Raw genomic sequence first — 26,039 nt, forward strand, 5'->3', positions numbered from 1 at the left:
CCAACCCGCCCTTCCCGGCCCCAAAACCGCCCGCCCATCGCCCCTGCCTACAATGCAGGCCCTGGCCTTTTTGCCGCGACTGCTGACCATGACTACCTCCACGCCCGACACCACCCCGCCCCAGAACCCTGCCGAAGAAGGCGCCAAGCCCTTCATGCGCACCGTGAAAAGCTTTGTGAAGCGCGCGGGCCGCATGGGCAGCGGGCAGATCAAGGCTCGGGAGGAGTTGGGGCCCAAGTTCTTGCTGCCTTACCAGCCAGGCGCTATCAATTTCGAAGCTGCTTTCGCAGGTGTGGCGGGGGCTAGTGGCCAAAATGATGCAAATACTGCAGCCCAGCGCCCGGTGGTGCTGGAGATTGGTTTTGGCATGGGCGAGGCCACGGCGCAAATTGCGCTGACGTTGCCGGGCACCAATTTCTTGTGCTGCGAGGTGCATGAGGCCGGTGTGGGCGCGCTGCTCAAGCGCATTGGCGAGCACCACATTCCCAACATCCGCATCTGCAACCACGACGCGGTGGAAGTCATTGACCACATGCTGCCAATGGGCAGCCTGGACGGCGTGCACATCTTTTTCCCCGACCCCTGGCACAAGACCAAGCACAACAAGCGCCGCCTGATCCAGAGCCCGCTGGTGGCCAAGCTCGCCGCGCGCCTGAAGGTGGGGGGCTACCTGCACGCCGCCACCGACTGGCAACCCTACGCCGAGCAGATTCTGGAAGTGCTGAGCGCCGAGCCCAAGCTCAAGAACCGCGCCCTGCCTGACCACCCCGAGCTGGCCGGCTACGCACCCAAGCCGCACTACCGCCCGCTCACCAAGTTTGAGAACCGCGGTATCAAGCTCGGCCACGGCGTGTGGGACGTGGTGTTCGAGCGCGTCTAAACCCGCTGGCATGGCCCGCCCCCGGCCCAACGCCCCGCCCGCGCGCCATGGGGTGAGCCCCAGCTGTGTGGTGCTGCCCGCCGGGCCGTGGCCCACGCTGCTGGATTTTTTGCTGGAGCGCTTCCCCTCCGTGCCCGCAGCAGACTGGCAGGCCCGCCTGGACGCGGGTGAGGTGGTGGACGCCGAGGGCCACGCCGCCAGCGCCCACGACGCGCCCACGCCGGGGCGGCGCCTCTACTACTACCGCGGCGTGCCCGCTGAGCCGCGCATTCCCTTCGAGGCCACGGTACTGTGGCAAGACGAACACCTGCTGGTGGTGGACAAACCGCACTTTCTGCCAGTCATTCCCTCGGGCAAATACGTGCAAGAGACTTTGCTGGTGCGGCTCAAGGCGCAGCTGGGACTCGACGCCCTCTCGCCCATCCACCGCATTGACCGTGATACGGCCGGGCTGGTGCTGTTTTCGGTCAACCCCGCCACGCGCAATGCCTACCAGGCGCTGTTTCGGGATCGGGTGGTGGACAAAACCTACCAGTGCATTGCCCCCAGCAACCCCGCCCTGCCCTGGCCTCTTCACCGCGAGAGCCGCATTGGCCAAGGCGCCCACTTCATGCAGCAGGCCGAGGTGCCGGGCCCCGTGAACGCGATCACCGACATCGACGTGCTGGAGACCCACGGCGCCTGGGCCCGCTACCAGCTGCGCCCCCTGACCGGCCAGCGCCACCAGCTGCGCGTGCACATGGCCGCACTGGGCCTGCCGCTGCTGTTTGACGGCATTTACCCCACCCTGACCCCCGAAGACGCCACCGACTACCGCCGCCCGCTGCAGCTGCTGGCGCAGCAAATTGCCTTCACCGACCCGATCACGGGCGAAGCCCGCAGCTTTGCCAGCGAGCGCAACCTGCTGGCACTCCAGAATTTATAAAGAAAATGGCCATTTAGGCCGTGGATACTGCGCGAGCAGCTCCTAATTCAATAGCAATATTGCGCCCCAAGCGGGCTAAGGTGCGCTCGCCGGGGCTGATGCGGCGGGCTGGGCGGGCTGCAGCGCGGTGGCATCGCCCCGGCGCAGCCCCTCTGACTGGGCGCGGGCCGCCTCGGCACGCTGCACGGCATAGGCCTGCAAGGCCTCCAGGGTTGCGGCCGATGGTGCCTGGCCGGCTGGGGTGGCGGCGGCCAGCTGGTCGAAGCTGCGTTCGTAAACCGCCGCCACTTCTGCGTCAATGCGCCCCGCCAGTTGTTCAAAACTTTGGCCACCCTGCTGGCCACTCTGCACCAAGCTACCCCAGCGTTGGCTGATACGCTGATCATCTTGCAGAAACTGGGCAATGCCGGCCCGCGCCTTGAGTTCTTCGCCCATCAGGTAGGGCGGCGCAGGCAAGGTACGCCACAGCACCACCCCCAGTGCCACCAAACCTGCGGCACTGACGCGCCGCCAAGTGCGCACGGGCGGGCTCTGGGCTGTCCACGGCTGGGCCAGCAGGCCACCCAGCAGCGCGCCGGCCAGCAGGCCACCCGCGTGGGCCGCGTTGTCAATGCCGGGCAGCACCAGACCCAGCCCCAGCATCAAAGCGGTAAACACCAGCGCTCCACCAAACAACCAGCGGAACTCAGACCGGTCCACCTGCCGCCGCTCACGCCACAAGAACACCAGCAAGGCGCCATACAGGCTAAACACCGCGCCAGACGCCCCACCCGACACCGCCTGGTTACCCTGCACCACCAGCGACACGCCGTTGCCCAGCACACCGCTGCCCAGGTACAGCGCCGCAAAGCGCCAACGGCCCAGCAGGCCCTCCATCAGGCGGCCCACATCCCACAGCGCCCACATGTTCAGCGCCAGGTGCATCACCCCAAAGTGCACAAACATGGCAGTAATCAAACGCCACCACTGCCCGTCTTGTGTGGCGGGCCCAAAGTTAGCGCCCCAAGCCAGCGGCACACCTTGCGCCGCATGCCACCAGCCAGCACCTGCCAGCAGCATGGCCAAGAACACCGCCACATTGAGCGCGATGACCACGCACAGCACCGGCGCGGCAGACGCCGGGGCGCGCATCAGATCTAGCAGACTGGAATGTGTTGTTACAGGTGGTGACACAAAATTGCCGGGAGAGGAAATGGGCTATTACACACGTACACGCTTGGAAAATGGGCCCGCATGCAGCGAAGGCTAGTCCGATTGGACCATTGGTTGCTCAAAAAGGCTGATCTACAGTCCTCCCGCTTTAACTAACCTTAGGGAGACACATGAAACTGCACAAAATCATTCTCGGCGCCGTACTGGGCCTCGCCGCGACGCTGGCCAGCGCGCAAACCTACGTTGGATCATTCACGACCAACGGCAACACTATTACGTTTGCCAATGGCACCACCACCAGCCTTACTGCGCCCCGATGGGAAACCAACCCTGCCGTGTTTTCAGGCCTGGATGCAGCGGCATTGATTTTTGGCGGCAGCGCCAACCAGTACGCAGTTTCCACAGATCGCCAAAGCATCAACAACATGGCTTGGTATGACGGCTGGGGAGATCACGCCGGACGCCAATACGCAAGCAATTACAAGCTGGACAACACGGGGCTGGGTTACAACGGTTGCGCCACCGCCGGTACAGCATGTACCAACTCTGCCTACTCTGCCTACATCACCGACGGCTTTTCCAGCACCAACTATGTCTTCCTGACTGCGGCTGTGCCCGAACCAGAGACTTACGCCTTGATGTTGGTGGGCCTCGGATTTTTGGGTGCTGCAGTTCGCCGCCACAAACTGGCTGCCCGCGCCTGAAAACTTCTGCTTTGCAGTCGAAAAAGGGAGCCTTTGGCTCCCTTTTTAATTTGCTCAGCGGCCAAACGGCGCCGCCAGCGGTTCGCCTACAAACACGCCTTGAGCGGGCCAGGCTACGCTGCGCCAGTAGGCCTCCAACGCACTGGCGCCCTGCGCGTAGTGGGCCAGCAGCAGGGCTGGATGTGGAAACTTCTGCAGGTGGTTGCAAGGTTCGCTCACTGTGCCGTAGCTCGCAGTGGCACCAGCCTCCAGCCAGTCCAGCACGCTCATCTGACCCTGGCTGTTGAGCAGCTGCCCACCAAACGAGGTCAGGTGGTCTGCCAGCGCTCCGGGCACCCATGCGATACGCGCCATCTGCTCCTCGCGCACGCTGCCGGTTTGGTAGAGCACCACACGTGGCAGCGGCTCAGCTTGGTTGCTGTCCACGCGGTCAATCTGCACGCCCAGCGCGGGCACAGCGGCCGCGGCGGGAAACAGTGGCGCGCGCACGTTGCGTGCCTTGTCGGGGGTGGACACAAACACGGCGTGGGCCAGCGGCACACCGCGCTTGCCCAGTTGCTGGTCTGCAGCAACGCCGCGGTCAATCAGCGCCTTGGCACTCTCCAGGCTGCGGGCGGCCAGCAGCATGGAGGGGCGCAAGCCTTCTTCCGTGTGGGCTTGGGTGAGTATCCGGTTGAACAAGGGCGAGGGTTTACTGGGTGCACAGGTATTGCTGCACACCTCCGGGGCAAAGCCCAGGGTCACGGCGGCGGTAATGCCATTGCACTCCACCGCATAGGGCTGGGCCCACGCAAGTGCCAAGGCGCGGACCTTGCCACCCAACGCCGTTTTCAGTTGCGCCTGCAAAGGCTCAAACTCCGCTGCGCTGAGCACGGGTTTCACGGGTATGTCCACATACAGCACGAGGCTCGCATCCAGGCCCCGCTGGCGCGCGTAGTAGTCGCCCACTTGCACCGAGTAGGGATCGGCCAGATTGATGACGACCCCCATGTCGGCTGCTACCAAGCGCTTGGGGTTGTGAACCGCGACCTGCGCGCCTACACCTGCACTGAGCCAAATCAGCAGCGCACCCAGCGCCTTACGTGGCCAGCAACTCGGCATCCAGCCACCCTCGCAAACTATTGATAAACGCCAGCCCTAGGGCACGCTGCAGGTCTTCCACCCGCACCACGGCCTCGGTCAGGCGGCCGCTTTGCAGATGCACCGCGCGGCCTATGCCGGGCAGCAGGCCACACGCCAGCGGTGGCGTCACCCAACGGCCGTCCAGCAGCACGGCAATGTTGCCGCGGGTGCACTCGGTCAGCTCGCCTTGCGCGTTGAACAGCACGGTATCAAACACTGCCGCATCGTCGGGTGTGAAGGCGTCGTAGTGGGCGCGGCGTGTGGTCTTAAAGCGCACAAACTCGCTGTGCGCCTCGGCAATCGGCGCCTTCGCCAGCTGCAGGCGCACGGGCTGTGGCGTGTCCGCCAGCGCAAAGGCTTGGGCCTGAAAGTGCCCGTTGGCGGGCAACAGCAGACGCACGCGGTACGCGCCCTGGGGGTGCGCTGCCGCCAGGGTCTGCAGAGCCTGCAGCGCGCGGGCGCGGTCCCACTGTGTGCCGAAGTGCTGGGCTGCTGTGGCCATGCGGTCCAGGTGCAGATCGACGTGCGGCAACACGCCGTCGTGCAGCGCCAGCGTTTCCAGCAGCGCAAAGGGCTGGCTGGCGCGTTCCAGAAACATGCGTTTGCTGCGCCATTCGTTCCACTCGCCTTCGGCCTGTGCATCAAAGGTAATGCCACTGCCAATGCCACAGCGCGCGGTGTCGCCCTGCACGGTGACGGTGCGAATCGCCACATTGAAGGTGGCATGTCCACCGGGCCGCACCACGCCCACGGCGCCGCAGTAAACGCCGCGCGCTTCGGGCTCCAGGGTTTTGATCATGCGCATGGCTTGCACCTTGGGCGCGCCGGTGATGGAGCCGCAAGGAAACAGCGCTGTGAATACATCCAGCAGCGTGGTACCGGGGCGCGTGCTCGCTTCCACGTCCGAGGTCATTTGCCACACGGTGGGCAACGCCTCCAGATGAAACAGGCGCGGCACTTTCACGCTGTGCGGCTGGGCAATGCGCGAGAGGTCGTTGCGGATCAGGTCCACGATCATGACGTTCTCGGCACGCTCTTTGGGGGTGTTGCGCAGGTTCGCGGCGTTGGCGGCGTCCTCCACCGGCGTGGCACCGCGCGCGGCCGTGCCCTTCATGGGGCGACTCACAATCCGCGCGCCATCCCAGTCAAAAAACAATTCGGGCGAGACCGACAGCACCTGCTCCACACCCGCATCGATAAATACGCTGTAGGCCCGTGGCTGGGCACGGCGCAGTGCCCCAAAGTACGCCAGCGCACTACCCGCAAACCCAGCCTGCAGTGGCGCCGTGTAGTTGACCTGGTAAAGCTCACCAGCGGCAATGGCGCGGTGGATCTCGGCCATGTTTTGGTCAAACACTGCGCGCTCCACACCGCCATCCCAGATGACAGTGGGCTCGGGGGTGCTTTCTGCGGTGGCTTGCAGCAAGGGCTGCGTATGCACCCCAAACCATACCAATGGCCCATCGGCCGCATGCACCTGCAGCGCGGCATCAAACGCAGGCGCCGCCTCGTATCGCACATAGCCCACACACCAGCACCCCTGGCGGCTCAGCGCATCCACCTGCGCCAGCACGGCGGCCACCTCGTCCACCGCATGCGCAACCAACACCTGATCGGGCGGCCCAAACGCCAGCCGCAGCGGGGCTGCACCGGCATTGAGCGGAATACCAAAATCAATCAGGGCATGGGGCTGGGGCATAGGCAGAGTGTGGGCCAGTGGTCAGGCGCTTCAGGCCGCAATTTCCCTGGCGCTAATTTGGTACTTGAAGTCGTCCGGCGCGTACGAGTCCAAGCGGCCCGCAGCCGTCTCGGCGGCGGGGTACATAAAGAAGCCCAGCTTGGGGCCGGTGGACTGGGGCAGCGTCACATCGTGCGCCACGTTGTAGGCCATCCAGTTGCCTTCCCAGCCGCCAAACAGACCCTTGTTGACCGGGGCCACCAGCGGGTTGCTGGCGGACTTGATCCACTCGGGGGTTTCCTGGCGCATGACCTTGGCCACATCGGCCGGGTCCATGCCCACCCAACCGTGGCCCTTGAGATAAACCTCGGCACGGCAGTGCTGTGCGCCTTTGAGGCTGGCGGAGTTGCCGCCCAGCTCGCGGTAACCAAAGGCACTGGGCGCCACGCGCAGGCCATACACATCGCGCGCAGGCACACCCACGGCGCGGCATAGGCCCACAAACAGCGCGTTCAGGTCGGCACACTTGCCGCCCAGGTTGTTGGTCTCCAGCATGGTCTTGATGTCGCCTTCGCCGCAGCCGCGCACCTTGGGCTCGCGGAAGGTATTGGTGACGATCCAGTCGTACAACTTCTGCACCTTCTCCACATCGGTCTTGGCGCCACGGGTGGCTTCCAGCGCTGTGGTGCGCACAATGCCGTCGGTGGGCAGCAGGTCGGTGGGCTGGGTCCAGTACTTGAGGCTGGCGGCGTCTTCGGTGGGGGCAGACTTTTGGGTCCAGTCCTGCGCGCGGTTTTGCGTCTGGATGCGGCTGGTCAGCTCCACAAAGGGCTTGGCCTGATCGGCCGCAAACTCGACGAACAACATACGTGCGCCGTAGGTGTTGTCGTCTTCCATGCGGGCTGTGCCATTGGTCTGGTAGCTGCTCTCCAGTGACTTTTGCCAGTCGCTGTTGACCGAGGGAATCGGCAGCCACAGGCGCGTGGCGCCCTGGGGTTTGGCAATGTCTACGCGGGTGGTGACTTCAAAGGTGCGCCAGGCACCCGGCTTGGGGCTGAACTGGCGCTCGGGGGTGCTGGCCGATTGTGCAAAATTGATAGCAGGTAGCGCAGTACCTACGAGGGCTATAGCCGAATTGGCCATAAATTTACGGCGCGAAGCCACGCGGGCAGCCACGGGGGCAGAAGAGGTAACGGGGGTCATACAGAGATCTCCGGGTGGATGAACAGGCGGCGCGTACGGCGTAACACAAAGTACCCCGGGGTGGCGCAGGCCCGATTATCCCTGCTGCCTGTATATTCAGCCCTCCCCCGCGCCCAAGGTCCTTCCGTTTGTCCGACTTTTCTTCCCTGCCACCTGCCAGCGCCGCCCTGGCCCAGCACGCCCTGCATGCATTTGAGCGGGTGGTGGGCAGTACGTCCGGCTTTCGCCGCCGCCCCGGCCAGCACCAGATGGCCGAGACGGTGGCCGCCACGCTGGCCCAGGCAGACATTGGCGAGCACCCTACCCCTACCAAGGCCATTGCCGTCATCCAGGCCGGCACCGGCGTGGGCAAAAGCGCAGCCTATGCCAGCACTGCCATTGCCATGGCGCTGGAGCGCAAGACGCGCGTGATCATCAGCACCGCCACCGTGGCCTTGCAAGAGCAGCTGATGACCAAGGACCTGCCCGCCCTGGCGCGCAGCATGGACCAGCCCTTTGCCTACGCGCTGGCCAAGGGCCGCGGGCGCTATGTGTGCAAGGTAAAGCTGGAGCGCTTGGTAGGCAGCGGCGCGGCCGAAGACGACATGTTTGACGACGACCTACCGCAGCCCAAGGTGAGTGCCTTATCGCAAGAGGCCATCGAGGAACGCCGCCAGTCCCTCTACGAAAGCATGGCCCACAAGCTGGCGGTGGCCAGCTGGGACGGCGACCGCGACAACCTGCCCGACACGCCCGACCCGCGTGACTGGTCGGTCGTCGCCGCCGAGCGCCACACCTGCACGGCGCGCCACTGCCCACGCTACAAGGAGTGCAGCTACTACAACGCGCGCACCAAGCTGGCCGAGGCCAATGTCATCGTTGCCAACCATGACCTGGTGCTGGCCAGCCTGGGCATGAAGACCCTGCCCGACCTGGACAACTGCCTGGTGGTGTTTGACGAAGGCCACCACCTGCCCGCGGTGGCGCTGGACCAGTTTTCCAACGCCATGGACCTGAGCAACCTGCGCTGGCTGGACAAGCTGCCCAAGGCCATGAATGAGGTAGCCGGCAAGCTGGCCCTGCATGTGGGCGAAGACGTGCAGACGGTGACCAGCCAGCTCAAGGGTGCGCTGACCACGCTGGCCCGTATGGCCATGGACCTGGTGTGGGCCCACACCGGCCAGAACGCGCGTGGCGAAGGCAACGACGGCACGCTGCGCTTTGCCATGGGCGTGCTGCCCGAGGCCCTGCACGAGCCGGTGACGCAGATCCACGCGCAGGCCAATGGCCTGTCCAAAGCGTTGGAAGCGCTGGGTGTGGACGTGAAAGCCATTGCCAAGGACGATCCGTCGCAAGCCGTGCTGTGCGCCCAGCTCTATGCGCAGTTAGGTGGTATTGCGCCACGCCTTGGCAGTTTGGTCAGTACCGCGCAGCTGCTGCTGGAGCATGGCGAACAACCGCTGGCCAAGTGGCTGCAGGCCGAGAGCGAAAACGGCTACCTGACCATGACCGCGCACGCATGCCCCATCGTGCCGGGCGACCTGCTGCGCCAGTTCTTGTGGAGCCAGGTGCGTGGAGCCATCGTCACCAGCGCATCCCTCACGAGTTGCGGCAGCTTTGACTACTTTTTGAAAGAAGCTGGCCTGTCCAACAAGCCCTACGTGACAGCGTTGGAAGTGGCAAGCCCTTTCAACTACGCCGCCCAGGGCAGCCTGACCGTGGTGCACACGCGCGCCGACCCCAAGCAGGCCGACGCGTACACCGCCGAAATGGTGCGCGCGCTGATGGAAGACATTGAGGGCGTAAAACGTGGCGCGCTGGTGCTTTTCACCAGCCGCGCCCAAATGCGCGCCGCCACCGACGCCCTGCCCGGCCATTTGATGGACATGGTGCTGGTGCAAGGCACGCAGTCCCGCACGCGCCTGCTGGCAGCGCACGCCGAGCGCGTGGAAAGCGGCATGCCTTCGGTGTTGTTTGGGCTGCAAAGCTTTGGTGAAGGCTTGGACTTGCCTGGCGCGCTGTGCGAAACCGTGTTCATCGCCAAGCTGCCGTTTGCCCCCCCCAGCGACCCGGTGGACGAAGCGCGCGCCGAATGGCTACGCAGCGTGGGCCGCGACCCGTTCAACGAACTGGTGATCCCAGCCACCGGTGTGAAGTTGCTGCAATGGACCGGTCGCGCCATCCGCACCGAGGAAGACCGGGCGCAGGTGATCTGCTACGACAAGCGGCTGACCCATACGAGTTATGGCAAGCGCATGTTGGCGGGATTGCCGGCGTATAAGCTGGGGACGCGGGTGGTCAGCGATTGACTTGCTGCGGCGAGGTTGGCGGGCCGAAAACGACCGAGGCTGTGTGGAAACTCATGTTGGCGTCCAGGAAGGAGCTGCTTTGCGTTAACCCAACAGGTTTGCGCGATGAACACCGTACCGATGCCGCTTGAGCGGTCTTATGGCGCTCCTGGGGCCCCATATGAAGCAGCAAACTCCAACAAAGGACTCATGCCCCTGCCAGTTTCATCGCCTTCATCATTCCCTCAAAGCCCAAGATACTCAACACACGCTTGAAGTTGTACGCCAGTACATTCAAGCCCATCTCTGCGCTGACGTTGGGCAGCCGCTTGGTGAGGAAGTGCGTGTAGCCCATCCAGCTCTTGAGCGTGCCGAACACATGCTCAACGGTTCGTCGTCTGACGGTCATGGAGTCAGGAGAACGATCAAGGCGACGTTGCACAGCCTCCAACACATCCTCATGTTCCCAGCGGGAGATTCGCCGATTGCCGCTGGGTGTGCATTGCGACTTCAATGGGCATTGGGGGCAGGCGCTGCTCCAGTAGCGGCGAGTCATCATTCCGCGCTCATCTCTGGCCATTCTGAACTTCGCCCGTTGTCCGGCAGGACACTCGTATTCGTCATCTTTCTTGATGTAGATGAAGTCTGCCTTGTCGAAGCGACCTTCGGCCTTGGCGTTCGATGTCGTGGGCTTGGGAAGGACTGCATCAATACCTGCATCGGCACATGCCTTGATTTGCGGACCACTAAAGTAGCCACGGTCTGCGATTGCGCGCAACCTCTTCTTACCCATAGCTTCACGCGCAGCTTGCGCCATGGGACTGAGTTGGGCTCTATCACTACCCGCATTGGTGACTTCATGCGCGACGATCAGATGGTGTTTGGCGTCCACAGCCACCTGTACGTTGTAGGCCACCATACCCGATCCCTTGCCACTGGTGGCCATGGACCGTGCATCGGGATCGGTCCTAGATATTTGACCGTCGGGCTGCGTCTTGAGCTGTTCTTTGATTGCGTCGAGCTCACGCATTTGCTGGCGCAACCGTGCAATTTTGTCTGTCAAACGCAAAGTCTTGGCTTCAAGCTCAACAGTCTGTGTGCGATCGGCGGTCTCCAGTGCACTCAGATAGCGTTGGATGCTTTCTTCAATCTGCTCCTGGCGCTTGTCGATCTTTCCGGTGGTGAAGTTGCAATCACGCGAGTTAACTGCCTTGAACTTGCTGCCATCGATGGCTACTACTGCCTGGCTGAAGAGTTTGAGGTCGCGGCACAGCATGACGAAGCGACGGCATACGTTGCGGATGCCAGTGCTGTTGGCACGGCGAAAGTCTGCAATGGTTTTGAAGTCTGGGGCAAGCCTGCCTGTGAGCCACATGAGCTCCACGTTGCGCTGGCATTCACGCTCCAAGCGCCGACTGGATTGAATACGGTTGAGATACCCATAGAGGTAGAGCTTCAACATGACAGCAGGATGATAGGCCGGACGTCCCGTTGCAGCTGGATTGGCACCTTCAAAGCCCAGAGCGTTCATGTCCAGCTCACTGACGAAGGCATCGACCACCCGGACCGTGTTGTCTTCAGTGATGAAGTCGTCCAGGCACTCTGGCAACAAAGTCACTTGATGCCTGTCTTCTCCCACAATGAATCTGGACATACTCAAACCTCCAAACAGCTTGATAGGTCATAGCAAACACTGCGCCAGATTCAAAGGGTTTTCACACAGCCTCGACCCATAGCGGGCGGTCACGTACCAGGAAAGCGGACGTTCAACGTTTGCGTTGAACCGCGCGCGGAGGCAGGCCGGGTTTGAGCAAAAATGAAATGGAGGCCAAACCCGGCTTACCGGAGCGCGTCGGCTCGAACGCTGGGTTAGGCGTCACCTGGGCAGCGCCGCAAGTAGCTTCGCGAGTTCTTCAAGTGACTCGGCGAGCTGATTGCACATCTCTGCGAAATCCCTCGAGTAGCTCCGCATTTCGGTTTCTACCCCCAACACTTTATGGTCTGCTGCCACCCGAAGTTGCGACAGCGGTCGAAGCAGTTTGGTAAGTCGCCCAGCAGCCTTAAGCTTCTCTTCCAGAAGGGCAAGGAGTTGCAGACTACTCAGTGGTCGTCCCGACTCGGCGTGCTTCAGGTCATCATGCTCCGCGCCGAAGTCTTCTATCAGAAGATTCTTCAGTGTTGATTGTGAAAGATTGTCAGGCCCGACGATCTTGTATAACTCGCTGGCGGCGTCGCAGTACGACTTGTATGTCTGCTCAACGGGCAAGCGAAGGTGGATGTTTTCCGCTATGGCAAAGAGGCTACCCGGTTCGAGCGACTTGTTTATCCCTTTTACGCCATCAAGAAGTCGTGTTATCGGGTCCTCGAAGTCAACGAATCGCTTGCGCGATTCAACCACGGTGGGAAAGTGTTTGACAAATGTGGGGAAGCCCTTGTAGTAGAGCAAACCGGCGCTGCGCGGTTTTGTCGCGCAACGTCCAGCGACTAAAAGGAGCGAGGTTGAGCGCCATGTTAGGCCGTTGGTTGAAGAAGAGTGGTTTGTGCACCTGTGATACGTCTCGGCAAACCGAAAACCGAACGAACAATATTCTCGTGCACGTTTGAACTGGTAGTCGTCCAAGTTAAGTTTGCGATTGAGCCATCGTCGAAGTAGAACTCTGTCAAGAACGAGAGGCTCGTTGAGGCTGTGAAAATAGATGATGGAACTGTTGTAGTTGCAATTACCCCTACCGATGGCGGTGGCTCGTGAACGATGACTGTTGCGGCAAAATTGGACGGCAACCCGGACAGAAACTCGTTGAAGTCGACATCGATGTGAGCCTCATAGTTTGTGGATATTCCATCTCGCCCACTGGGAACCGCTTCCGGCCCAGAATTGCGTGCCGCTTGCCTTCCTCGGACTGTGCTTAGCAATCGTTGCAGCATAGACATTGAACAGAGGCCTAACGTTGAACATTAGCGTCGCCGTAAGGCGTCCGCTCGTTGGAAGGGTTAGGCATAGCTATCAGCATGCATGTAGTTTAGGCTTACAAGGGGGCCACGAATATCCCCCATTCGAGTGAATCAATGTTCGCTTTGGACTCAAAAGTCGGATGTCTACTCCTGGCCCTTTGCAGAAATCAGCGTCAAACCGCAAGCGACCGGAGAAAATGCCACTCTCACCCAGAAGGTACTTGTGAACCCATCCCCCTCCAACGCCCACGCCGATCTCATCGCCACCTACCGCCGTGCTGAGGCCGAGGCTGCGCACAAGTTTGGCTTGATCAAGGCAGCAGCCAACAAAGGGCCCAAGGCGATTCAGGCGGCTACCGACACCGCCACCAAGGCGGCCAAGCGCCGGGATTCGTATGCCAAGAAACTGCAGGCGCTGGGGGTGGAGCTCAAGGACTGAGGGGCGCCTCGGCCAATCCACCCAGAGCGTGCTGCTTGCGCGCCACGTGGTAGGTGGTGAGCACTTGGGTGGCCACCATGTCCAGCGCAGGGCGGGTGTTGCCTTGTTTGTCGGTCCACACCTTGGGCGTCAGTGCGCCGGCCAGTGCCACCGCATCGCCATCGTCCAATGCCATCAGTGCAGCGCTGGCTTCTGCTGCGAACGTAATCACGTTGACGATCAGGCTCTCTCCATCGCCCGCCATAGCTTTGACCTTGGCTAGCGCAAACGTGCTGCCGTTTTTGCCTTGGCGGGTTTCGGCCAGACCGACCAGGTGGCCGGCAATCAATCCGTCAATCATGCTCACTCCTGCGGGCTCAGTTCCAAACGTGTCATGTCAAAACCGCTCTGGGCCAGGCGAGCCAACAAGGCCTGGTAGGCGGCGGGCTCCACCTTGGGGGTGCGTGAGAGCACCCACAGGTAGTCGCGCTCTGGCTCGCTCACGGCGACCAGTTGGTACTGTGGGTCCAGGTCGATGACCCAGTAGTTGCCCCACACCATGGGCAAGAACGACAGCCACGCGGGCGCAAAACGCACTTGCAGTTTGGGGGAGTCCGCAGGGCCTATCTGGCGGGCGGCGCCCAACGCTTCGGTGGTTTGGCCATCGGCCATGACACAGCGGTTGCGCACCTGCAAGGTTCCGTCCGGCTGGGCCTGGTAGTCGGCACGCGTGTTGCGGGCACATTTCTTCTGGAAGCTGTTGGGGTATTTGGCAATTTCATACCAGGTGCCCACGTAGCGCGCCACATCCAGCGATGCAATGGGTTGCAAGGGCGGCTGAGCCGTTTGGGCCACTGCAGCGCCGCTGGCGAGGGTGGCAGCAAGTGCCCACAGGAGAAAGTGTTGTTTCATGGATTCAGTATGCATGTGCGCCAGGGTTCATCGGTGCGGCAGCGAACGTTTTTACAAAGCATGGGCCTTCAGTTGCTCCAGAGTCACACGCTCCAAGGCTTTGATGTGGGTCGCCTCCAGGTGCACAGGTGGGGCCACGCCTGCCTGCAGTGCCTCTAGCCAGCGGTTGACGCACAGACACCAGCGGTCGCCGGGACGCAGCCCCACAAAACGGTATTCGGGCCGGGGGGTGCTCAGGTCATTGCCTTGTTGCAATGAATACGCCAAAAAATCAGCCGTCACTTTGGCGCACACCACGTGGGTGCCGTGGTCGTGGGCATCGGTATTGCAACAGCCGTCGCGATAAAACCCGGTAAGCGGGTCAAACGAGCAGGCTTGCAAGGCGGTGCCTAAAACATTCAGGGCGGACATTCTCAACTCGCTTTCAGACACACAACAAAGGCCCCCAAGGACACGCGGGGCGGGGTTTCCCACAAAATACGGGCACCGAATGCTGCCACAGTGGCCAGCAACCTTTGTACGTACGGCTTTTCAGGACGCAACCATGGACAACGACGACGAGCGCTGCTGCGGAACCGGCACTTGCATCATCAATGACGAGGGCCTGTGCTGGTGTGGGCAACAATGGAACGGCACCACCATGTGCCACCCGCAAACCGCGTCCCCCGCCTCGCCCACCATCAGCGGCAGCGACACCTTGGAACAAGGCGAGGCGCCATGACCGCAGCCCCTCAGCCCCTGCCTTTGCCACGCTGGGCTGCCCGGCTGGGTTATGCCGGTGCACTGCCATTTGTGGTGCTGGCTGCAGCCACTTGGTGGGCGCCAGCCGCCTACCGCAGCCAAGCGGTGCTGGCCCTGCTGGCCTATGGCGCAACCATTGCCAGTTTCATGGGGGCCATCCACTGGGGCTTGGCCATGCGCGGGCCGCTCACACCGCAACCTGGGCCGTTTGTGTGGGGCGTATTCCCCAGCCTGGTCGCGTGGGTGGCGTTGCTGATGCCCCAGGCACAAGGCCTGGTCACGCTGGCCTTGCTACTGGGCATCTGCCTGGCGGTGGACCGGCGCAGTTACCCGGCGTACGGCCTGACAGCGTGGCTGCCCATGCGCCTGCACCTGACGCTCGCTGCGGCACTGAGCCTGCTAGCCGGGAGTCTGGCCGCATGACACGGGCGCATGTTGCCCTGACGGAGTCTGACGTTTCGCGCATTGTGGAAATGGCGTGGGAAGACCGCACGGCATTTGAAGCGATTGAAGCCCAATTCGGCTTGAATGAATCGGCCGTAGTGGATGTGATGCGCCGACACATGAAGCCCAGCTCGTTTCGCATGTGGCGCAAACGCATGGCCGGGCGGGTCACCAAACATCTGGCGCTGCGATCGCCCGCGGTACAGCGGCACCGCGCAAGCCATACCCGGCAGGCATAAAAAAGGCCTGCAAGCAGGCCTTTCAGGTGAAACGCAGGCCGCCAAGGCCGCTGCGTTTATTGCTCCACAAACGCGCGTTCGACCACGTAGTCGCCGGGCGTCGTGGTGTTGCCTTCTTTGAAACCCTTGGCATCCAGAATTTCGCGCATGTCTTTGTTCAGGCCGGGGCTGCCGCAGATCATGATGCGGTCGGTAGCTGGGTCCAGCGGAGGCAGGCCCAAGTCAGCGGGCAGTTTGTTGCTCTCGATCAGCGTGGTGATGCGGCCTTGGTGCTCAAAGGCTTCGCGGGTCACCGTGGGGTAGTACAGCATCTGCTTGCTGACCATCTCACCCAGGAATTCATGCTGGGGCAGCTCGGTCTTGAAGTAGTCGTAGTAGGCCAGCTCTTTGACCTCGCGCACGCCATGCACCACGATGACCTTCTCGTACTTCTCGTAGGTCTCAGGATCGCGGGCCACGCTCAAGAACGGTGCCAAGCCCGTGCCACTGCCCAGCAGGTACAGGTTTTTGCCGGGCAAGAGGTAATCAATCAACAGGGTGCCCGTGGGCTTGCGGCCCACCACAATCTTGTCGCCCACTTTGATGTGCTGCAGCTTGGAGGTGAGCGGACCGTCCTGCACCTTGATGCTCAGGAACTCCAGATGCTCTTCGTAGTTAGCACTGACGATGGAATAGGCGCGCAGCAAGGGCTTGCCGTTCTCCTGGCGCAGGCCAATCATGGTGAAGTGGCCGTTGGAAAAACGCAGGGCCGGGTCCCGAGTGGTGGTGAAGCTGAACAAACGGTCGGTCCAGTGGTGTACGCTTAAAACTGTTTCTTCCAGAAATGCACTCATGGGGGCCTTGGTGAAGGTCAATCGGTAGGAGTTACCCGCGGCTACTTTGGGCTAGGGCGAAACCCTATATTGTAAAACTCCATACCCCCGCGACTTGTTATATCGATATTGATTTGAGTCATTAGCCGACCACCATGCACCACGCCCCGACCCTGCCCGAAACCGCCCTCCCCAGCCTGCTGGTGGCCTGCCTGTGTGCCCAATGGTGCGGCACCTGCACGGAGTACCAGCCGCTGTTTGCGCAGTTGCAGGCCGACTTTCCAAATGCACGTTTTGAGTGGGTGGACATTGAGGACCAGGCCGATCTGGTGGACCCGGTTGAGGTGGAAAACTTTCCGACCATCCTGATTGCGCAAGGTGCGCAGCCCCAGTTCTTTGGCACCGTGATGCCCCACCTCGAAACCCTGCGCCGGCTCATCCAGTCCAGCAGCGCGGCAGACGCCCGCCCTGTGCAGGCGCCTGAGGTGGTGGCCTTGGCTCAGCGCTTGCGCGCGCGCTGAGGCTGCAACAGGGGCTGCCAAAGGCGGTCGCCCTCGGGCCCAGCCCAGTCCAGCGCGCCGCGCACGATGCTGCGCACCTGGCCTTCGGTGTCGATCAACACGGTGGATGGGTAAATGCGGATGCCCCAGGCTTTGGCGATGTCGCCTTGCACATCGCGTACCACGGGCAACATCAAACCCGTGCTTTGGACAAAGCGGGCGATCGCATCAAACGACTCTTTGAGGTTGATGGCCAGCACCACCATGCGCTGCGACTCCCGGGCAGCTAGGGTTTGCAGCGCCGGCATCTCGGCACGGCATGGCTCACACCAGCCAGCCCAGAAGTTCAGCAGCACCACACGGCCCCGCAGGTCGGGCAAGCTCCAGTGCTGCCCCTCCAGATCCACCAAGTCGCCCACCGGCACGGCCTGCTTGGGGGCCCAAGGCTGCACGTCGTAGCCAGGGTTGGCTACGGCAGGCGCCATCACAGGCCCCAAACTGGCGGCGCCCAGCAGGCCCAACACCTGCCGGCGCTTCATTCGCATTTATGCATGAAATACGGCCCTAGCCCTCGTGGAATATGCGCGAGCAGCTTCTCTTTTTATAGCACCTTGTGCCGAATCACAACTTGGCAGTCACCCAAGCCTGCACGCTGGCCAGCGCGCCGGCCAGCTTGGCGGGCTCGGTACCACCCGCCATGGCCATGTCGGCCTTGCCGCCGCCCTTGCCGCCCACCTGGCCCGCCACAAAGTTGGCCAGCTCGCCAGCCTTGACCTTGGCCGTGGTGTCGTTGGTCACGCCTGCGGCGATCTGCACCTTGTCGCCGTCCACCGCACCCAGCACGATGACGGCAGTCTTGAGCTTATCTTTGAGCTTGTCCATGGTGTCGCGCAGGGTCTTGGCGTCGGCGCCTTCGAGCTTGGCGGCCAACACCTTGACGCCATTCACATCTACCGCACTGCCCACCAGTTCATCGCCCTGGGCGGAAGCCAGCTTGCCCTTGAGGGCAGCCACTTCTTTTTCCAGTGAGCGTTTCTCAGCCAAGAGATTCTCTACAGCACCAAACACTGCGCCACCACCAGCATTCACGCGCAATGACTTTGCAACAGCTTGGAGTTCACCAATCTGGTTGTCCAACATAGCCAAGGCGAAACCACCAGTAACCGCTTCGATACGCCGCACGCCAGCAGCAACACCAGACTCCGAAAACACCTTGAACACGCCAATGTCTCCAGTGCGTTGAACATGGGTGCCACCACATAGTTCACGGCTGGAGCCTATGTCGAGCACACGCACCGACTCGCCATACTTTTCGCCAAACAACATCATGGCGCCGGTCGCTTTTGCAGATTCGATGTCCATAACGCGCGCACTTGCAGCCGAATTGGCAATGATTTCTGAGTTAACACGTGCCTCGATATCACGAATCTGCGCGTCAGTCACGGGTGCGTTGTGCGCAAAGTCAAAACGGGTCCGCTCGGCATTCACCAATGAGCCCTTTTGCTGCACATGTTCACCCAGCACTTCGCGCAGGGCTTTGTGCATCAGGTGGGTAGCGCTGTGGTTACGCACGGTGGCGGCGCGCTTGGCGGCGTCCACATGGGCGGTGACGCTGTCACCCACTTTGAGGCTGCCGGTCTTGAGCGTGCCGTGGTGGCCAAACACATCGGCCTTGATCTTCTGCGTGTCACCCACTTCAAACAGGCCAGCGTCCGAGAACACCGCGCCCTCGTCACCCACCTGCCCGCCGCTTTCGGCGTAGAAGGGGGTGGTGTCCAGCACCACCACGCCATCTTGACCCGCTTTTAGCTCGTTGACCGGCGTACCGTCTGCGTAGAGCGCTACGATTTTGCTAGCTTGGGTCAGGTGCTCGTAGCCCACAAAGGTGTTGCCCGCGCCGCTGTACTCCAGCGCCTTGTCCATCTTGAACTTGCCAGCCGCACGGCCCTTGGCCTTTTGCTGCTCCATGGCAGCCTTGAAGCCGGCTTCGTCCACTTCGACGCCGTTTTCGCGGCACACGTCCGCCGACAGGTCGAGCGGGAAGCCGTAGGTGTCGTGCAACTTGAAGGCTACTTCACCAGGCAGCACCTTCACGCCACCCGCCAAGGCTTCGTCCAAGATCTGCATACCGGTGGCCAGGGTTTCGAAGAAGCGTTCTTCTTCCACCCGCAGCACTTCGGTAATACGCGCCTCTTGCGAAGCCATGTGGGGGTATGCGGCGCCCATGACCTGCACCAGGTCTTTCACCAGCTTGTGGAAGAACGGGGTCTTCTGGCCCAGCTTGTAGCCGTGGCGGATGGCGCGGCGCACGATGCGGCGCTGCACGTAGCCGCGGCCTTCGTTACTGGGGATCACACCGTCGCTCACCAAGAAGGCGGTGGCGCGGATGTGGTCGGCAATCACGCGCAGGCTCTTGTTGTTCAGGTCGGTGCAGCCAGTTTCACGGGATGCGGCCTTGATGAGCGCGTCGAACAGGTCGATCTCGTAGTTGCTGTGGACGTGCTGCAGGATGGCGGCCAAGCGCTCCAGGCCCATGCCGGTGTCCACGCAAGGCGCGGGCAGCGGGGTGACGGCACCGGTTTCGTCCATGTTGAACTGCATGAACACGTTGTTCCAGATCTCGATGAAGCGGTCACCATCTTCGTCAGGGCTGCCGGGAGGGCCGCCTGGGATGTGAGCGCCGTGGTCGTAGAAGATTTCAGAGCAAGGGCCGCAGGGGCCGGTGTCGGCCATCATCCAGAAGTTGTCGCTCTTGTAGCGGCCACCCTTGTTGTCGCCAATGCGGATGATGCGCCCCTCTTGCTTCACGCGTTCGGGCGTCCAGCCCGCCTTGACGAAGATGTCTTCCCAGATGGCGTAGGCCTCGTCGTCTTCCTGGTACACCGTGGCATAGAGCTTGTCGGCAGGCAGCTTGTACACGGTGGTCAACAGCTCCCAGGCCCAGTTCAGGCTTTCTTTCTTGAAGTAGTCACCAAAGCTCCAGTTGCCCAGCATCTCGAAGAAGGTGTGGTGGCGCGCGGTGTAGCCCACGTTTTCCAGGTCGTTGTGTTTGCCGCCCGCGCGCAGGCAGGCTTGCACAGACACCGCCCGGTTGTAAGAGCGCTTGTCGCTTCCCAAAAACACGTCCTTGAACTGCACCATGCCGGAGTTGGTGAACATCAGCGTGGGGTCGTTGCCCGGTACCAGCGGGCTGCTTGCCACCACGGTGTGGCCCTTGGAGGCAAAGAAGTCGAGGAAGGATTTGCGAATGTCGGCAACACTCATTACGGGCTGGGTCATGTCTGGGTTTCTTCGCACGTGGGGGTCAATAGAGCCCTCTATTATCGCCGCCTCGCGCCAGCTGCCGCGCCGCGCCCTGCATGGCCCCATCCAAGGGTAAACACCATCATGCGTGGATTGAAGTTTGACTAACATGTCAGTCATGACACAGGCTGCAGCCACCGCCCCCGACGACACCACCAGCCAGCGCGCGCGGGCTTACCAAGGCTTTACGCAGCAGATTTTTACCGGTGGCATCCGGGCCGGGCAATTCATCTCGCAGCGCGAGCTGATGGCTTTGCTGGACATGCCCCTGGGCGCGGTGCGCGAGATGATTCCGCGCCTGGAGGCTGCCGGGCTGGTGAAAACCGTGCCCCAGCGCGGCCTGCAGGTGGCGCATGTGGACCTCAAACTGATCCGCAATGCCTTCCAGGTGCGATCGATGATTGAGCGCGAGGCGGTGCTGAACTTTGTGCGCAGCGCCAGCGAGGCCGAGTTGGCCGCCATTGAGGCCAGCCACCGCGACATCCTGCAACGCGCCGAAGCCCCCGATGCCTTGAACGACGCAGCCCTGCTGGACGATGCCCAAGCCGTGGACTGGGGCTTGCACGACCGCATGGTCGACGCGCTGGGCAACGACATCATTTCCGAACAGTACCGCGTGAACAGCCTGCGCGTGCGCCTGATCAAACTGGAGCACAGCGTGATCACGCCCAGCCGCCTGATCCCGGCGATGCAGGAGCACCTGCGCTTTATTGAAGCCCTGCGGCAGCGCAATGCCGCACTGGCCGTGGAGCTGCTGGAAGACCACATCAGCAGCGCCCGCAGCCGCGTGATGAATGCACCGCTGGAGCAAGTGCGCAGCGAATGGAATACCCCCCACACCCCAAGGAGAAACGTTTGAACCCCGACATCCACGGCCTCTGGCCTGCCCTGCTTTTGCCCCTGACCGCCCAAGGCACACTCGACACCCCACGCGCCATTGCCCATGCCCAGCGCATGCTGGCTGCAGGTTGCGACGGCGTCACCCTGTTTGGCACCACCGGCGAAGGCCCGGCTTTCACGATGGCCGAACGCACGGGCCTGCTTGAATCCATGCTGGGCGCCGGCATCCGCGCCGACCAGATCATCGTCACCACCACCGCCCTGGCGCTGGGGGAAGCGATTGAACTGGGCCAACACGCCAGCCGACTGGGTGTGCACCGCCAGATGCTGATGCCGCCCTTCTTCTTTAACCAACCGCGCGATGCGGGCATCATTGAAGCCGTGTCGCAGGTGGTGCGTGGCATTGGGGACGACGGCCTCAAGCTCTTGCTCTACCACTTCCCTGCGATGAGCACCTTTGGCTTCTCGCACGCTGCCATTGCGGAACTGGTGCGTCGCCACCCCGGTCAGGTAGTGGGCGTGAAAGACAGCAGCGGCGACCGCGCGCACTCCTTGGCGCTGGCGCATGCCTTCCCGCAGCTGGCCATTCTGGTGGGGGCTGAGCCTGATGTGGCCCCCGTGATGTGCGAAGGCGGCTCCGGCTCCATCAATGGGTTGGCCAATATTGCACCGCGCCTGATGAAGCGTGTGATGAGCGCACCGGATAAAGTGGCGCCCGCCGATGCCCAACTGATTTTGGACTTGCTCAAGCTGTTGTCCATCAAGCGCGGCATGCCTTTTGTAGGCGTGTACAAGGCCATGCTGGCGGAGCAAACCGGCGATGATGCATGGTTGACCATGCGCGCGCCGCTGAGCCCCTTGGATAACACCGAGCTGGAAACCGTGCGCAGCGGTTATCGTGCCATCAGTGACGCTTTGAAGGTAGCGCTTTGAGCCACGCGTGAGTTGACATTGACATAACTAAAGGAGACACAACCATGACCATTTCCCACCTGAACCGTCGCACCCTGCTGGGTGCCGCTGCCGCCCTGGGCGCCAGCGCCCTGCCCGCCATGGCGCAGACCAAAACCGTGCTGCGCATCTCCACGCCCGCAGTGCCAGACGACTGGCACGCCAAGATGTGGACCGTGTTCAAAGAGCAGCTGGAAAAAAACGCGCCCGGCGAATTCGATGTGCAGATCAACTTGAATGCCACGCTGTTCAAGCAAGGTACCGAGCCCGCTGCCATGGCGCGCGGCAACCTGGAGCTGTCCAGCATCTCCGCCTTTGACATTGCCAAGCTGGTGCCCGAGTTCTCTATCTTCACCGCGGGCTACGTGGTGCGTGACCCTGACCAGCAGCAAAAGATTTTCAACGGCCCCATCGGTGCCGAGCTGTTCAAGCTGGTCTCTGAAAAAATGGAAGTCACGCCGCTGGCCACCGTCTACCTGGGCACCCGCCAGGTCAATATGCGCGAGGCCAAACCGGTCAAAACACCGGCAGACCTGAAAGGCGTGAAGCTGCGCATGCCCGGCTCCAAAGAATGGCTGTTCCTGGGCGAAGCCTTAGGCGCCACCGCAACTCCGCTGGCCTTTGGCGAGGTCTACATGGGCCTGAAAACCGGCACCATCGATGGCCAGGATAACCCCCTGCCCTCGGTGCGCGCAGCAAAGTTCTACGAAGTGACCAAGCAAATCGTGTTGACCAGTCACCTGGTGGACGGCATTTTTATTGCCATCTCCAACAAGAGTTTTAACGCACTCACTGCGGCCCAAAAGCAAAAGGTGACTGCGGCTGCCCAAGCCGCTGCGGCCTACAACAACGAAAACCGCATCAAGGAAGAAGGCCAGTTGGTGGAGTTCTTCAAAAAAGAAGGCCTGCAGGTCATCACGCCGGATGTGGACGCTTTCCGCAAATCGGTGCAAACCACTTACCAAGCCTCCGACTACGCCAAGGTGTGGCCCAAGGGTCTGCTGGACCGCATCAACGCGACCAAGTAAGACGCTCCCAGCATGCTGCGTCGACTGCAACAGGCCGCCAACCTTCTGGGCGGCGGCCTTTTTCTGACCCTGTTTGTCGTCTTCATCATCCAGATCGTGGCGCGCTTTGGCTTCCACAAGCCGCTGCCCTGGACCGATGAAGCGGCGGTGATTTTGTACGTGTGGGTAATTCTGTGGGCCGCTGCTGCGGTGGTACCGGAGCGCGAACACGTGATGTTTGACCTGGTGTGGAACAGCGTGAATACCCGCACCCGCCAAGTTATGCGCATCGTGGGCAACCTGATGCTGGGAGGGTTGGCACTGGTCGCCATTCCCGCCAGTTGGGATTACGTGCGCTTCATGGCTCGCGAAGGTTCGCCCGTACTGGGCCTGCCATTTATGTGGATTTTCTTGCCGTTTGTGCTGCTCTTGATCGCTTTGGTGATTCGTAGCGCCTGGGCCATCTGGAACGCCGTGCGTGGCATAGGCCTGGAAGCGGAACTACGACTATGACCTCTGGAATCTGGACTCTCGTTGCCGTGATGGCGGCGGGCCTGCTGCTGCGTTTGCCGATAGGTTTTTCGATGTTAGCCTCTGGCGTGGCCTATCTCCTGGTCAAGGGCCAAGACTTGGGCTTGGTGGCGGAGCAGGTGGGCAACGGCCTGTACAACAGCTATGTGCTGCTGGCTGTGCCACTGTTTGTGTTTGCCGCCAACATCATGAACGCTGGCACTGTGAGCGAACGCATTTTTGACTTCTGCCGGATTCTGGTGGGGCGCATGCGTGGCGGCTTGGCGCAGGTGGACATTCTGGTGAGTGTGATCTTCTCGGGCATGAGCGGCAGCGCGATTGCCGATGCGGCAGGCCCCGGTCTGGTCACCATACGCCAAATGCTCAAGAAGCCCGAATACACGCGTGGCTTTGCGGGTGCTGTGGTGGTGGCCAGCGCTACGCTGGGCCCCATCATTCCACCCAGCATACCCATGGTGATTTATGCGCTGGTGTCCGGCGCGTCGGTTGGCGCACTGTTTCTGGGTGGCGTGGTACCAGGCCTGCTGATGGCGGGTGCCATGATGGGCGTGGTGCACATCATCGCCGTCAAACGCAACATGCCGCGCGACGAGCCGGTGCCGCGCTCCGAGTGGGCAGGCCTGATTTTCCGTGGCGCCTTGCCCCTGTCCATGCCCATCGTTTTGCTCGGTGGCATTTACTCTGGCGCCTTCACCCCCACCGAAGCAGCCGCCGTTGCGGCCTTACACGCCTTGATCCTGTCGACGGTTTTCTTCCGGGCGCTCACCTGGCGCAGCTTCTGGGGTGTGGTGCTGGAGTCCACCCGTGGCAGCGCGGTGATCACCATCATCCTGGCCGGCTCCTTCGTGCTGAACTACGCCTTCACCGCCGAAGGAGTGCCGCAAAGCATGGCCATGTGGGTAGACAGCATGGACCTCACCAAAATCCAGTTTCTGCTGCTGGTGAATGTCATGTTTCTGGTGTTGGGCTGCTTTCTGGACGTATCGGTACTGTTGCTGGTGTTTGTTCCCATGCTGCTGCCCGCAGCCAAGCTGCTGGGTGTGGACCTGGTGCACTTTGGCGTGTTGGTGGTGCTCAACATGATGATTGGCCTGATCCACCCGCCGTTTGGCATGCTGCTGTTTGTGACCAAGGCGCTCACCGGCATTCCGATTGGCGAAATGATGAAAGAAGGCTGGCCCTTCCTGGTCATGCTGCTGTGCCTGCTGCTGGCCATCACCTGCTTCCCCCAAATCGTGCTCTGGCTGCCCCAGACCATGGGCTATGTCACCGGATAAACCCACCATGCAACTTACTCCTGACAACACCCTCCCCCTTGACGGCACCCACGGTGCATTGGTCGGCCGCATCTGGCGCCCCGACGTGCAAGGCCCCAGCGTGGTCGCCCTGCGCGACGGCATGGTGGTGGACATCAGTACCAGCTACCCCACGGTGCGCGATCTGTGTGAGACACCAGACCCTGCAGCAGCTCTGCGTACGGCGAAGGGAGAACCCGTCTGCAGCGTGCAAGCATTACTGGCCAACAGCAATGCCACGAAGCAACAGCCCACTCAGCCATGGCTGCTTGCACCCTGCGACCTGCAATCCGTCAAAGCCGCAGGCGTGACTTTTGCCACCTCCATGTTGGAGCGGGTGATTGAAGAAAAGGCGCGCGGTAATCCGGCCGCTGCTGTCGCGATCCGCACTGAAATTCTGGCACTGATTGGCGACGACCTCTCCAAACTGAAGCCCGGTTCTGAACCGGCGATGGCACTGAAACAAGTGCTGATTGCCCAAGGTGCCTGGAGCCAGTATCTGGAAGTGGGTATTGGGCCGGATGCAGAAATATTCACCAAGGCACCGGTACTGGCAGCCGTAGGCTGTGGTGCCGATGCGGGTCTACACCCCGCCTCCCACTGGAACAACCCGGAGCCCGAAGTGGTACTCGCCATCAACTCGCACGGCAAAGTGGTAGGTGCCACGCTGGGCAACGACGTGAATCTGCGCGATGTGGAAGGTCGCTCTGCGCTGCTACTGGGAAAAGCCAAAGACAACAACGCCTCGGCAGCCATCGGCCCGTTCATTCGCCTGTTCGATGCCAGCTTCAGCATCGACGATGTGCGCCAGGCTGAACTGAACCTGCGCGTGGAGGGTGAAGATGGTTTTGTCATGGACGGGTATTCGTCCATGGCCCGTATCAGCCGCGACCCGCTGGCTCTGGCAGGCCAACTGATGGGCCCGCACCACCAGTACCCGGACGGCGCCATGTTGTTCCTGGGCACGTTGTTCGCACCGGTGCAAGACCGCGATGCCCCTGGCAGTGGCTTTACCCACAAGTTGGGCGATGTGGTGACCATCACCAGCCCCAAACTGGGAACGCTGCGCAACCGCATGCAGGCTACGGATCACTGCCCGCCTTGGACCATTGGTATTTCGCACCTGATGCGTAACTTGGCCAAGAGGCGATTGATCTAGGGCC

27 protein-coding genes are annotated in these 26,039 nt (G+C 61.8%); 15 read left to right on the top strand and 12 right to left on the bottom strand.

What is annotated here, in order from left to right; genetic code table 11:
* Positions 1 to 88: 88 nt before the first annotated feature.
* Both trmB and U5O12_RS08645 read left to right on the top strand, forming a co-directional pair.
* Positions 89 to 880: a tRNA (guanosine(46)-N7)-methyltransferase TrmB gene (trmB, locus tag U5O12_RS08640; RefSeq protein WP_416221470.1), complete on the top strand. Its 792-nt coding sequence runs from the start codon at positions 89 to 91 to the stop codon at positions 878 to 880.
* A 10-nt stretch (positions 881 to 890) separates the two neighbouring features.
* Positions 891 to 1,805, top strand: a complete 915-nt coding sequence (locus U5O12_RS08645; RefSeq protein WP_322578243.1) for a pseudouridine synthase — start codon at positions 891 to 893, stop codon at positions 1,803 to 1,805.
* A 75-nt stretch (positions 1,806 to 1,880) separates the two neighbouring features.
* On the opposite strand, the gene U5O12_RS08650 is transcribed toward U5O12_RS08645, so the two are convergent.
* Positions 1,881 to 2,936 (bottom strand): rhomboid family intramembrane serine protease, encoded by a 1,056-nt coding sequence (locus tag U5O12_RS08650; RefSeq protein ID WP_322578244.1) that lies wholly within the window; start codon positions 2,934 to 2,936, stop codon positions 1,881 to 1,883.
* 191 nt (positions 2,937 to 3,127) lie between these two features.
* On the opposite strand from U5O12_RS08650, the gene U5O12_RS08655 reads away from it, so the two are divergent.
* Complete coding sequence (locus U5O12_RS08655) at positions 3,128 to 3,661, top strand: PEP-CTERM sorting domain-containing protein (protein ID WP_322578245.1); 534 nt, start codon at positions 3,128 to 3,130, stop codon at positions 3,659 to 3,661.
* A 54-nt stretch (positions 3,662 to 3,715) separates the two neighbouring features.
* Here the strand turns inward: U5O12_RS08655 and U5O12_RS08660 are convergent, their stop codons facing one another.
* From U5O12_RS08660 to U5O12_RS08670, 3 genes are read right to left on the bottom strand one after another with little or no spacing between them, the layout of a single operon-like run.
* Positions 3,716 to 4,762, bottom strand: coding sequence for a TIGR03790 family protein (locus U5O12_RS08660; RefSeq protein WP_322578246.1), 1,047 nt, complete (start codon positions 4,760 to 4,762; stop codon positions 3,716 to 3,718).
* Positions 4,740 to 6,482, bottom strand: a complete 1,743-nt coding sequence (gene pabB, locus U5O12_RS08665; protein ID WP_322578247.1) for an aminodeoxychorismate synthase component I — start codon at positions 6,480 to 6,482, stop codon at positions 4,740 to 4,742. Before pabB ends, U5O12_RS08660 begins: the two co-directional genes overlap by 23 nt.
* Positions 6,483 to 6,512: 30 nt before the next feature.
* On the bottom strand, positions 6,513 to 7,664 hold the full coding sequence (locus tag U5O12_RS08670; RefSeq protein ID WP_322578248.1) for a transglutaminase domain-containing protein: 1,152 nt from the start codon (positions 7,662 to 7,664) through the stop codon (positions 6,513 to 6,515).
* Between the two features lie 128 nt (positions 7,665 to 7,792).
* On the opposite strand from U5O12_RS08670, the gene dinG reads away from it, so the two are divergent.
* On the top strand, positions 7,793 to 9,952 hold the full coding sequence (dinG, locus tag U5O12_RS08675; RefSeq protein ID WP_416221468.1) for an ATP-dependent DNA helicase DinG: 2,160 nt from the start codon (positions 7,793 to 7,795) through the stop codon (positions 9,950 to 9,952).
* Between the two features lie 187 nt (positions 9,953 to 10,139).
* Here the strand turns inward: dinG and U5O12_RS08680 are convergent, their stop codons facing one another.
* The gene (locus U5O12_RS08680) at positions 10,140 to 11,585 is read right to left on the bottom strand and encodes an IS1182 family transposase (protein WP_322576666.1); all 1,446 of its coding nucleotides are present in this window, start codon (positions 11,583 to 11,585) and stop codon (positions 10,140 to 10,142) included.
* A gap of 222 nt (positions 11,586 to 11,807) precedes the next feature.
* A complete protein-coding gene (locus U5O12_RS08685; protein ID WP_322578249.1) occupies positions 11,808 to 12,551 on the bottom strand; it encodes a hypothetical protein in 744 nt (247 codons plus the stop codon).
* A 555-nt stretch (positions 12,552 to 13,106) separates the two neighbouring features.
* On the opposite strand from U5O12_RS08685, the gene U5O12_RS08690 reads away from it, so the two are divergent.
* The gene (locus tag U5O12_RS08690; protein WP_322578250.1) at positions 13,107 to 13,322 is read left to right on the top strand and encodes a hypothetical protein; all 216 of its coding nucleotides are present in this window, start codon (positions 13,107 to 13,109) and stop codon (positions 13,320 to 13,322) included.
* Here U5O12_RS08690 and U5O12_RS08695 read toward each other — a convergent pair.
* From U5O12_RS08695 to U5O12_RS08705, 3 genes are read right to left on the bottom strand one after another with little or no spacing between them, the layout of a single operon-like run.
* Positions 13,312 to 13,662, bottom strand: a complete 351-nt coding sequence (locus U5O12_RS08695) for a single-stranded DNA-binding protein (RefSeq protein WP_322578251.1) — start codon at positions 13,660 to 13,662, stop codon at positions 13,312 to 13,314. The genes U5O12_RS08690 and U5O12_RS08695 overlap by 11 nt on opposite strands.
* 2 nt (positions 13,663 to 13,664) lie before the next feature.
* A complete protein-coding gene (locus U5O12_RS08700) occupies positions 13,665 to 14,213 on the bottom strand; it encodes a lipocalin family protein (RefSeq protein ID WP_322578252.1) in 549 nt (182 codons plus the stop codon).
* A 51-nt stretch (positions 14,214 to 14,264) separates the two neighbouring features.
* Positions 14,265 to 14,624 carry a DUF2237 domain-containing protein gene (locus U5O12_RS08705; protein WP_322578253.1) on the bottom strand — a complete coding sequence of 120 codons (360 nt, stop codon included), beginning with the start codon at positions 14,622 to 14,624 and terminating at the stop codon, positions 14,265 to 14,267.
* Positions 14,625 to 14,757: 133 nt separating this feature from the next.
* On the opposite strand from U5O12_RS08705, the gene U5O12_RS08710 reads away from it, so the two are divergent.
* Genes U5O12_RS08710 through U5O12_RS08720 form a run of 3 tightly spaced genes read left to right on the top strand, consistent with a single transcriptional unit; the run spans position 14,758 to position 15,637 of the window.
* Complete coding sequence (locus U5O12_RS08710; RefSeq protein WP_322578254.1) at positions 14,758 to 14,934, top strand: hypothetical protein; 177 nt, start codon at positions 14,758 to 14,760, stop codon at positions 14,932 to 14,934.
* Positions 14,931 to 15,377: a DUF3429 domain-containing protein gene (locus tag U5O12_RS08715; RefSeq protein WP_322578255.1), complete on the top strand. Its 447-nt coding sequence runs from the start codon at positions 14,931 to 14,933 to the stop codon at positions 15,375 to 15,377. Before U5O12_RS08710 ends, U5O12_RS08715 begins: the two co-directional genes overlap by 4 nt.
* Positions 15,374 to 15,637, top strand: coding sequence for a TIGR03643 family protein (locus U5O12_RS08720; RefSeq protein ID WP_322578256.1), 264 nt, complete (start codon positions 15,374 to 15,376; stop codon positions 15,635 to 15,637). Before U5O12_RS08715 ends, U5O12_RS08720 begins: the two co-directional genes overlap by 4 nt.
* A gap of 56 nt (positions 15,638 to 15,693) precedes the next feature.
* On the opposite strand, the gene U5O12_RS08725 is transcribed toward U5O12_RS08720, so the two are convergent.
* Positions 15,694 to 16,470 (bottom strand): ferredoxin--NADP reductase, encoded by a 777-nt coding sequence (locus U5O12_RS08725; RefSeq protein ID WP_322578257.1) that lies wholly within the window; start codon positions 16,468 to 16,470, stop codon positions 15,694 to 15,696.
* 134 nt (positions 16,471 to 16,604) lie between these two features.
* Here U5O12_RS08725 and U5O12_RS08730 point away from each other — a divergent pair, with 134 nt between their 5' ends.
* Entirely contained in the window at positions 16,605 to 16,970 is a 366-nt protein-coding gene (locus U5O12_RS08730) for a thioredoxin family protein (RefSeq protein ID WP_322578258.1), read from the top strand.
* Here U5O12_RS08730 and U5O12_RS08735 read toward each other — a convergent pair.
* Both U5O12_RS08735 and alaS read right to left on the bottom strand, forming a co-directional pair.
* The gene (locus tag U5O12_RS08735) at positions 16,949 to 17,494 is read right to left on the bottom strand and encodes a TlpA disulfide reductase family protein (RefSeq protein WP_322578259.1); all 546 of its coding nucleotides are present in this window, start codon (positions 17,492 to 17,494) and stop codon (positions 16,949 to 16,951) included. The two genes, U5O12_RS08730 and U5O12_RS08735, sit on opposite strands and share 22 nt — an antisense overlap.
* A gap of 76 nt (positions 17,495 to 17,570) precedes the next feature.
* Entirely contained in the window at positions 17,571 to 20,228 is a 2,658-nt protein-coding gene (gene alaS / locus U5O12_RS08740; RefSeq protein WP_322578260.1) for an alanine--tRNA ligase, read from the bottom strand.
* Positions 20,229 to 20,361: 133 nt separating this feature from the next.
* Between alaS and U5O12_RS08745 the strand changes: the two genes are divergently transcribed.
* From U5O12_RS08745 to U5O12_RS08770, 6 genes are read left to right on the top strand one after another with little or no spacing between them, the layout of a single operon-like run.
* Complete coding sequence (locus U5O12_RS08745; protein ID WP_322578261.1) at positions 20,362 to 21,111, top strand: GntR family transcriptional regulator; 750 nt, start codon at positions 20,362 to 20,364, stop codon at positions 21,109 to 21,111.
* Positions 21,108 to 22,025, top strand: a complete 918-nt coding sequence (locus tag U5O12_RS08750; protein ID WP_322578262.1) for a dihydrodipicolinate synthase family protein — start codon at positions 21,108 to 21,110, stop codon at positions 22,023 to 22,025. Before U5O12_RS08745 ends, U5O12_RS08750 begins: the two co-directional genes overlap by 4 nt.
* Before the next feature lie 44 nt (positions 22,026 to 22,069).
* The gene (locus U5O12_RS08755; RefSeq protein ID WP_322578263.1) at positions 22,070 to 23,071 is read left to right on the top strand and encodes a sialic acid TRAP transporter substrate-binding protein SiaP; all 1,002 of its coding nucleotides are present in this window, start codon (positions 22,070 to 22,072) and stop codon (positions 23,069 to 23,071) included.
* 12 nt (positions 23,072 to 23,083) lie between these two features.
* A complete protein-coding gene (locus U5O12_RS08760; protein WP_322578264.1) occupies positions 23,084 to 23,563 on the top strand; it encodes a TRAP transporter small permease in 480 nt (159 codons plus the stop codon).
* Positions 23,560 to 24,858, top strand: a complete 1,299-nt coding sequence (locus U5O12_RS08765; RefSeq protein WP_322578265.1) for a TRAP transporter large permease — start codon at positions 23,560 to 23,562, stop codon at positions 24,856 to 24,858. Before U5O12_RS08760 ends, U5O12_RS08765 begins: the two co-directional genes overlap by 4 nt.
* 7 nt (positions 24,859 to 24,865) lie before the next feature.
* Entirely contained in the window at positions 24,866 to 26,035 is a 1,170-nt protein-coding gene (locus U5O12_RS08770) for a fumarylacetoacetate hydrolase family protein (RefSeq protein WP_322578266.1), read from the top strand.
* Positions 26,036 to 26,039 lie beyond the last annotated feature (4 nt).

The organism is Rhodoferax sp., from assembly GCF_034519335.1.
Taxonomy (GTDB): domain Bacteria; phylum Pseudomonadota; class Gammaproteobacteria; order Burkholderiales; family Burkholderiaceae_C; genus Allorhodoferax.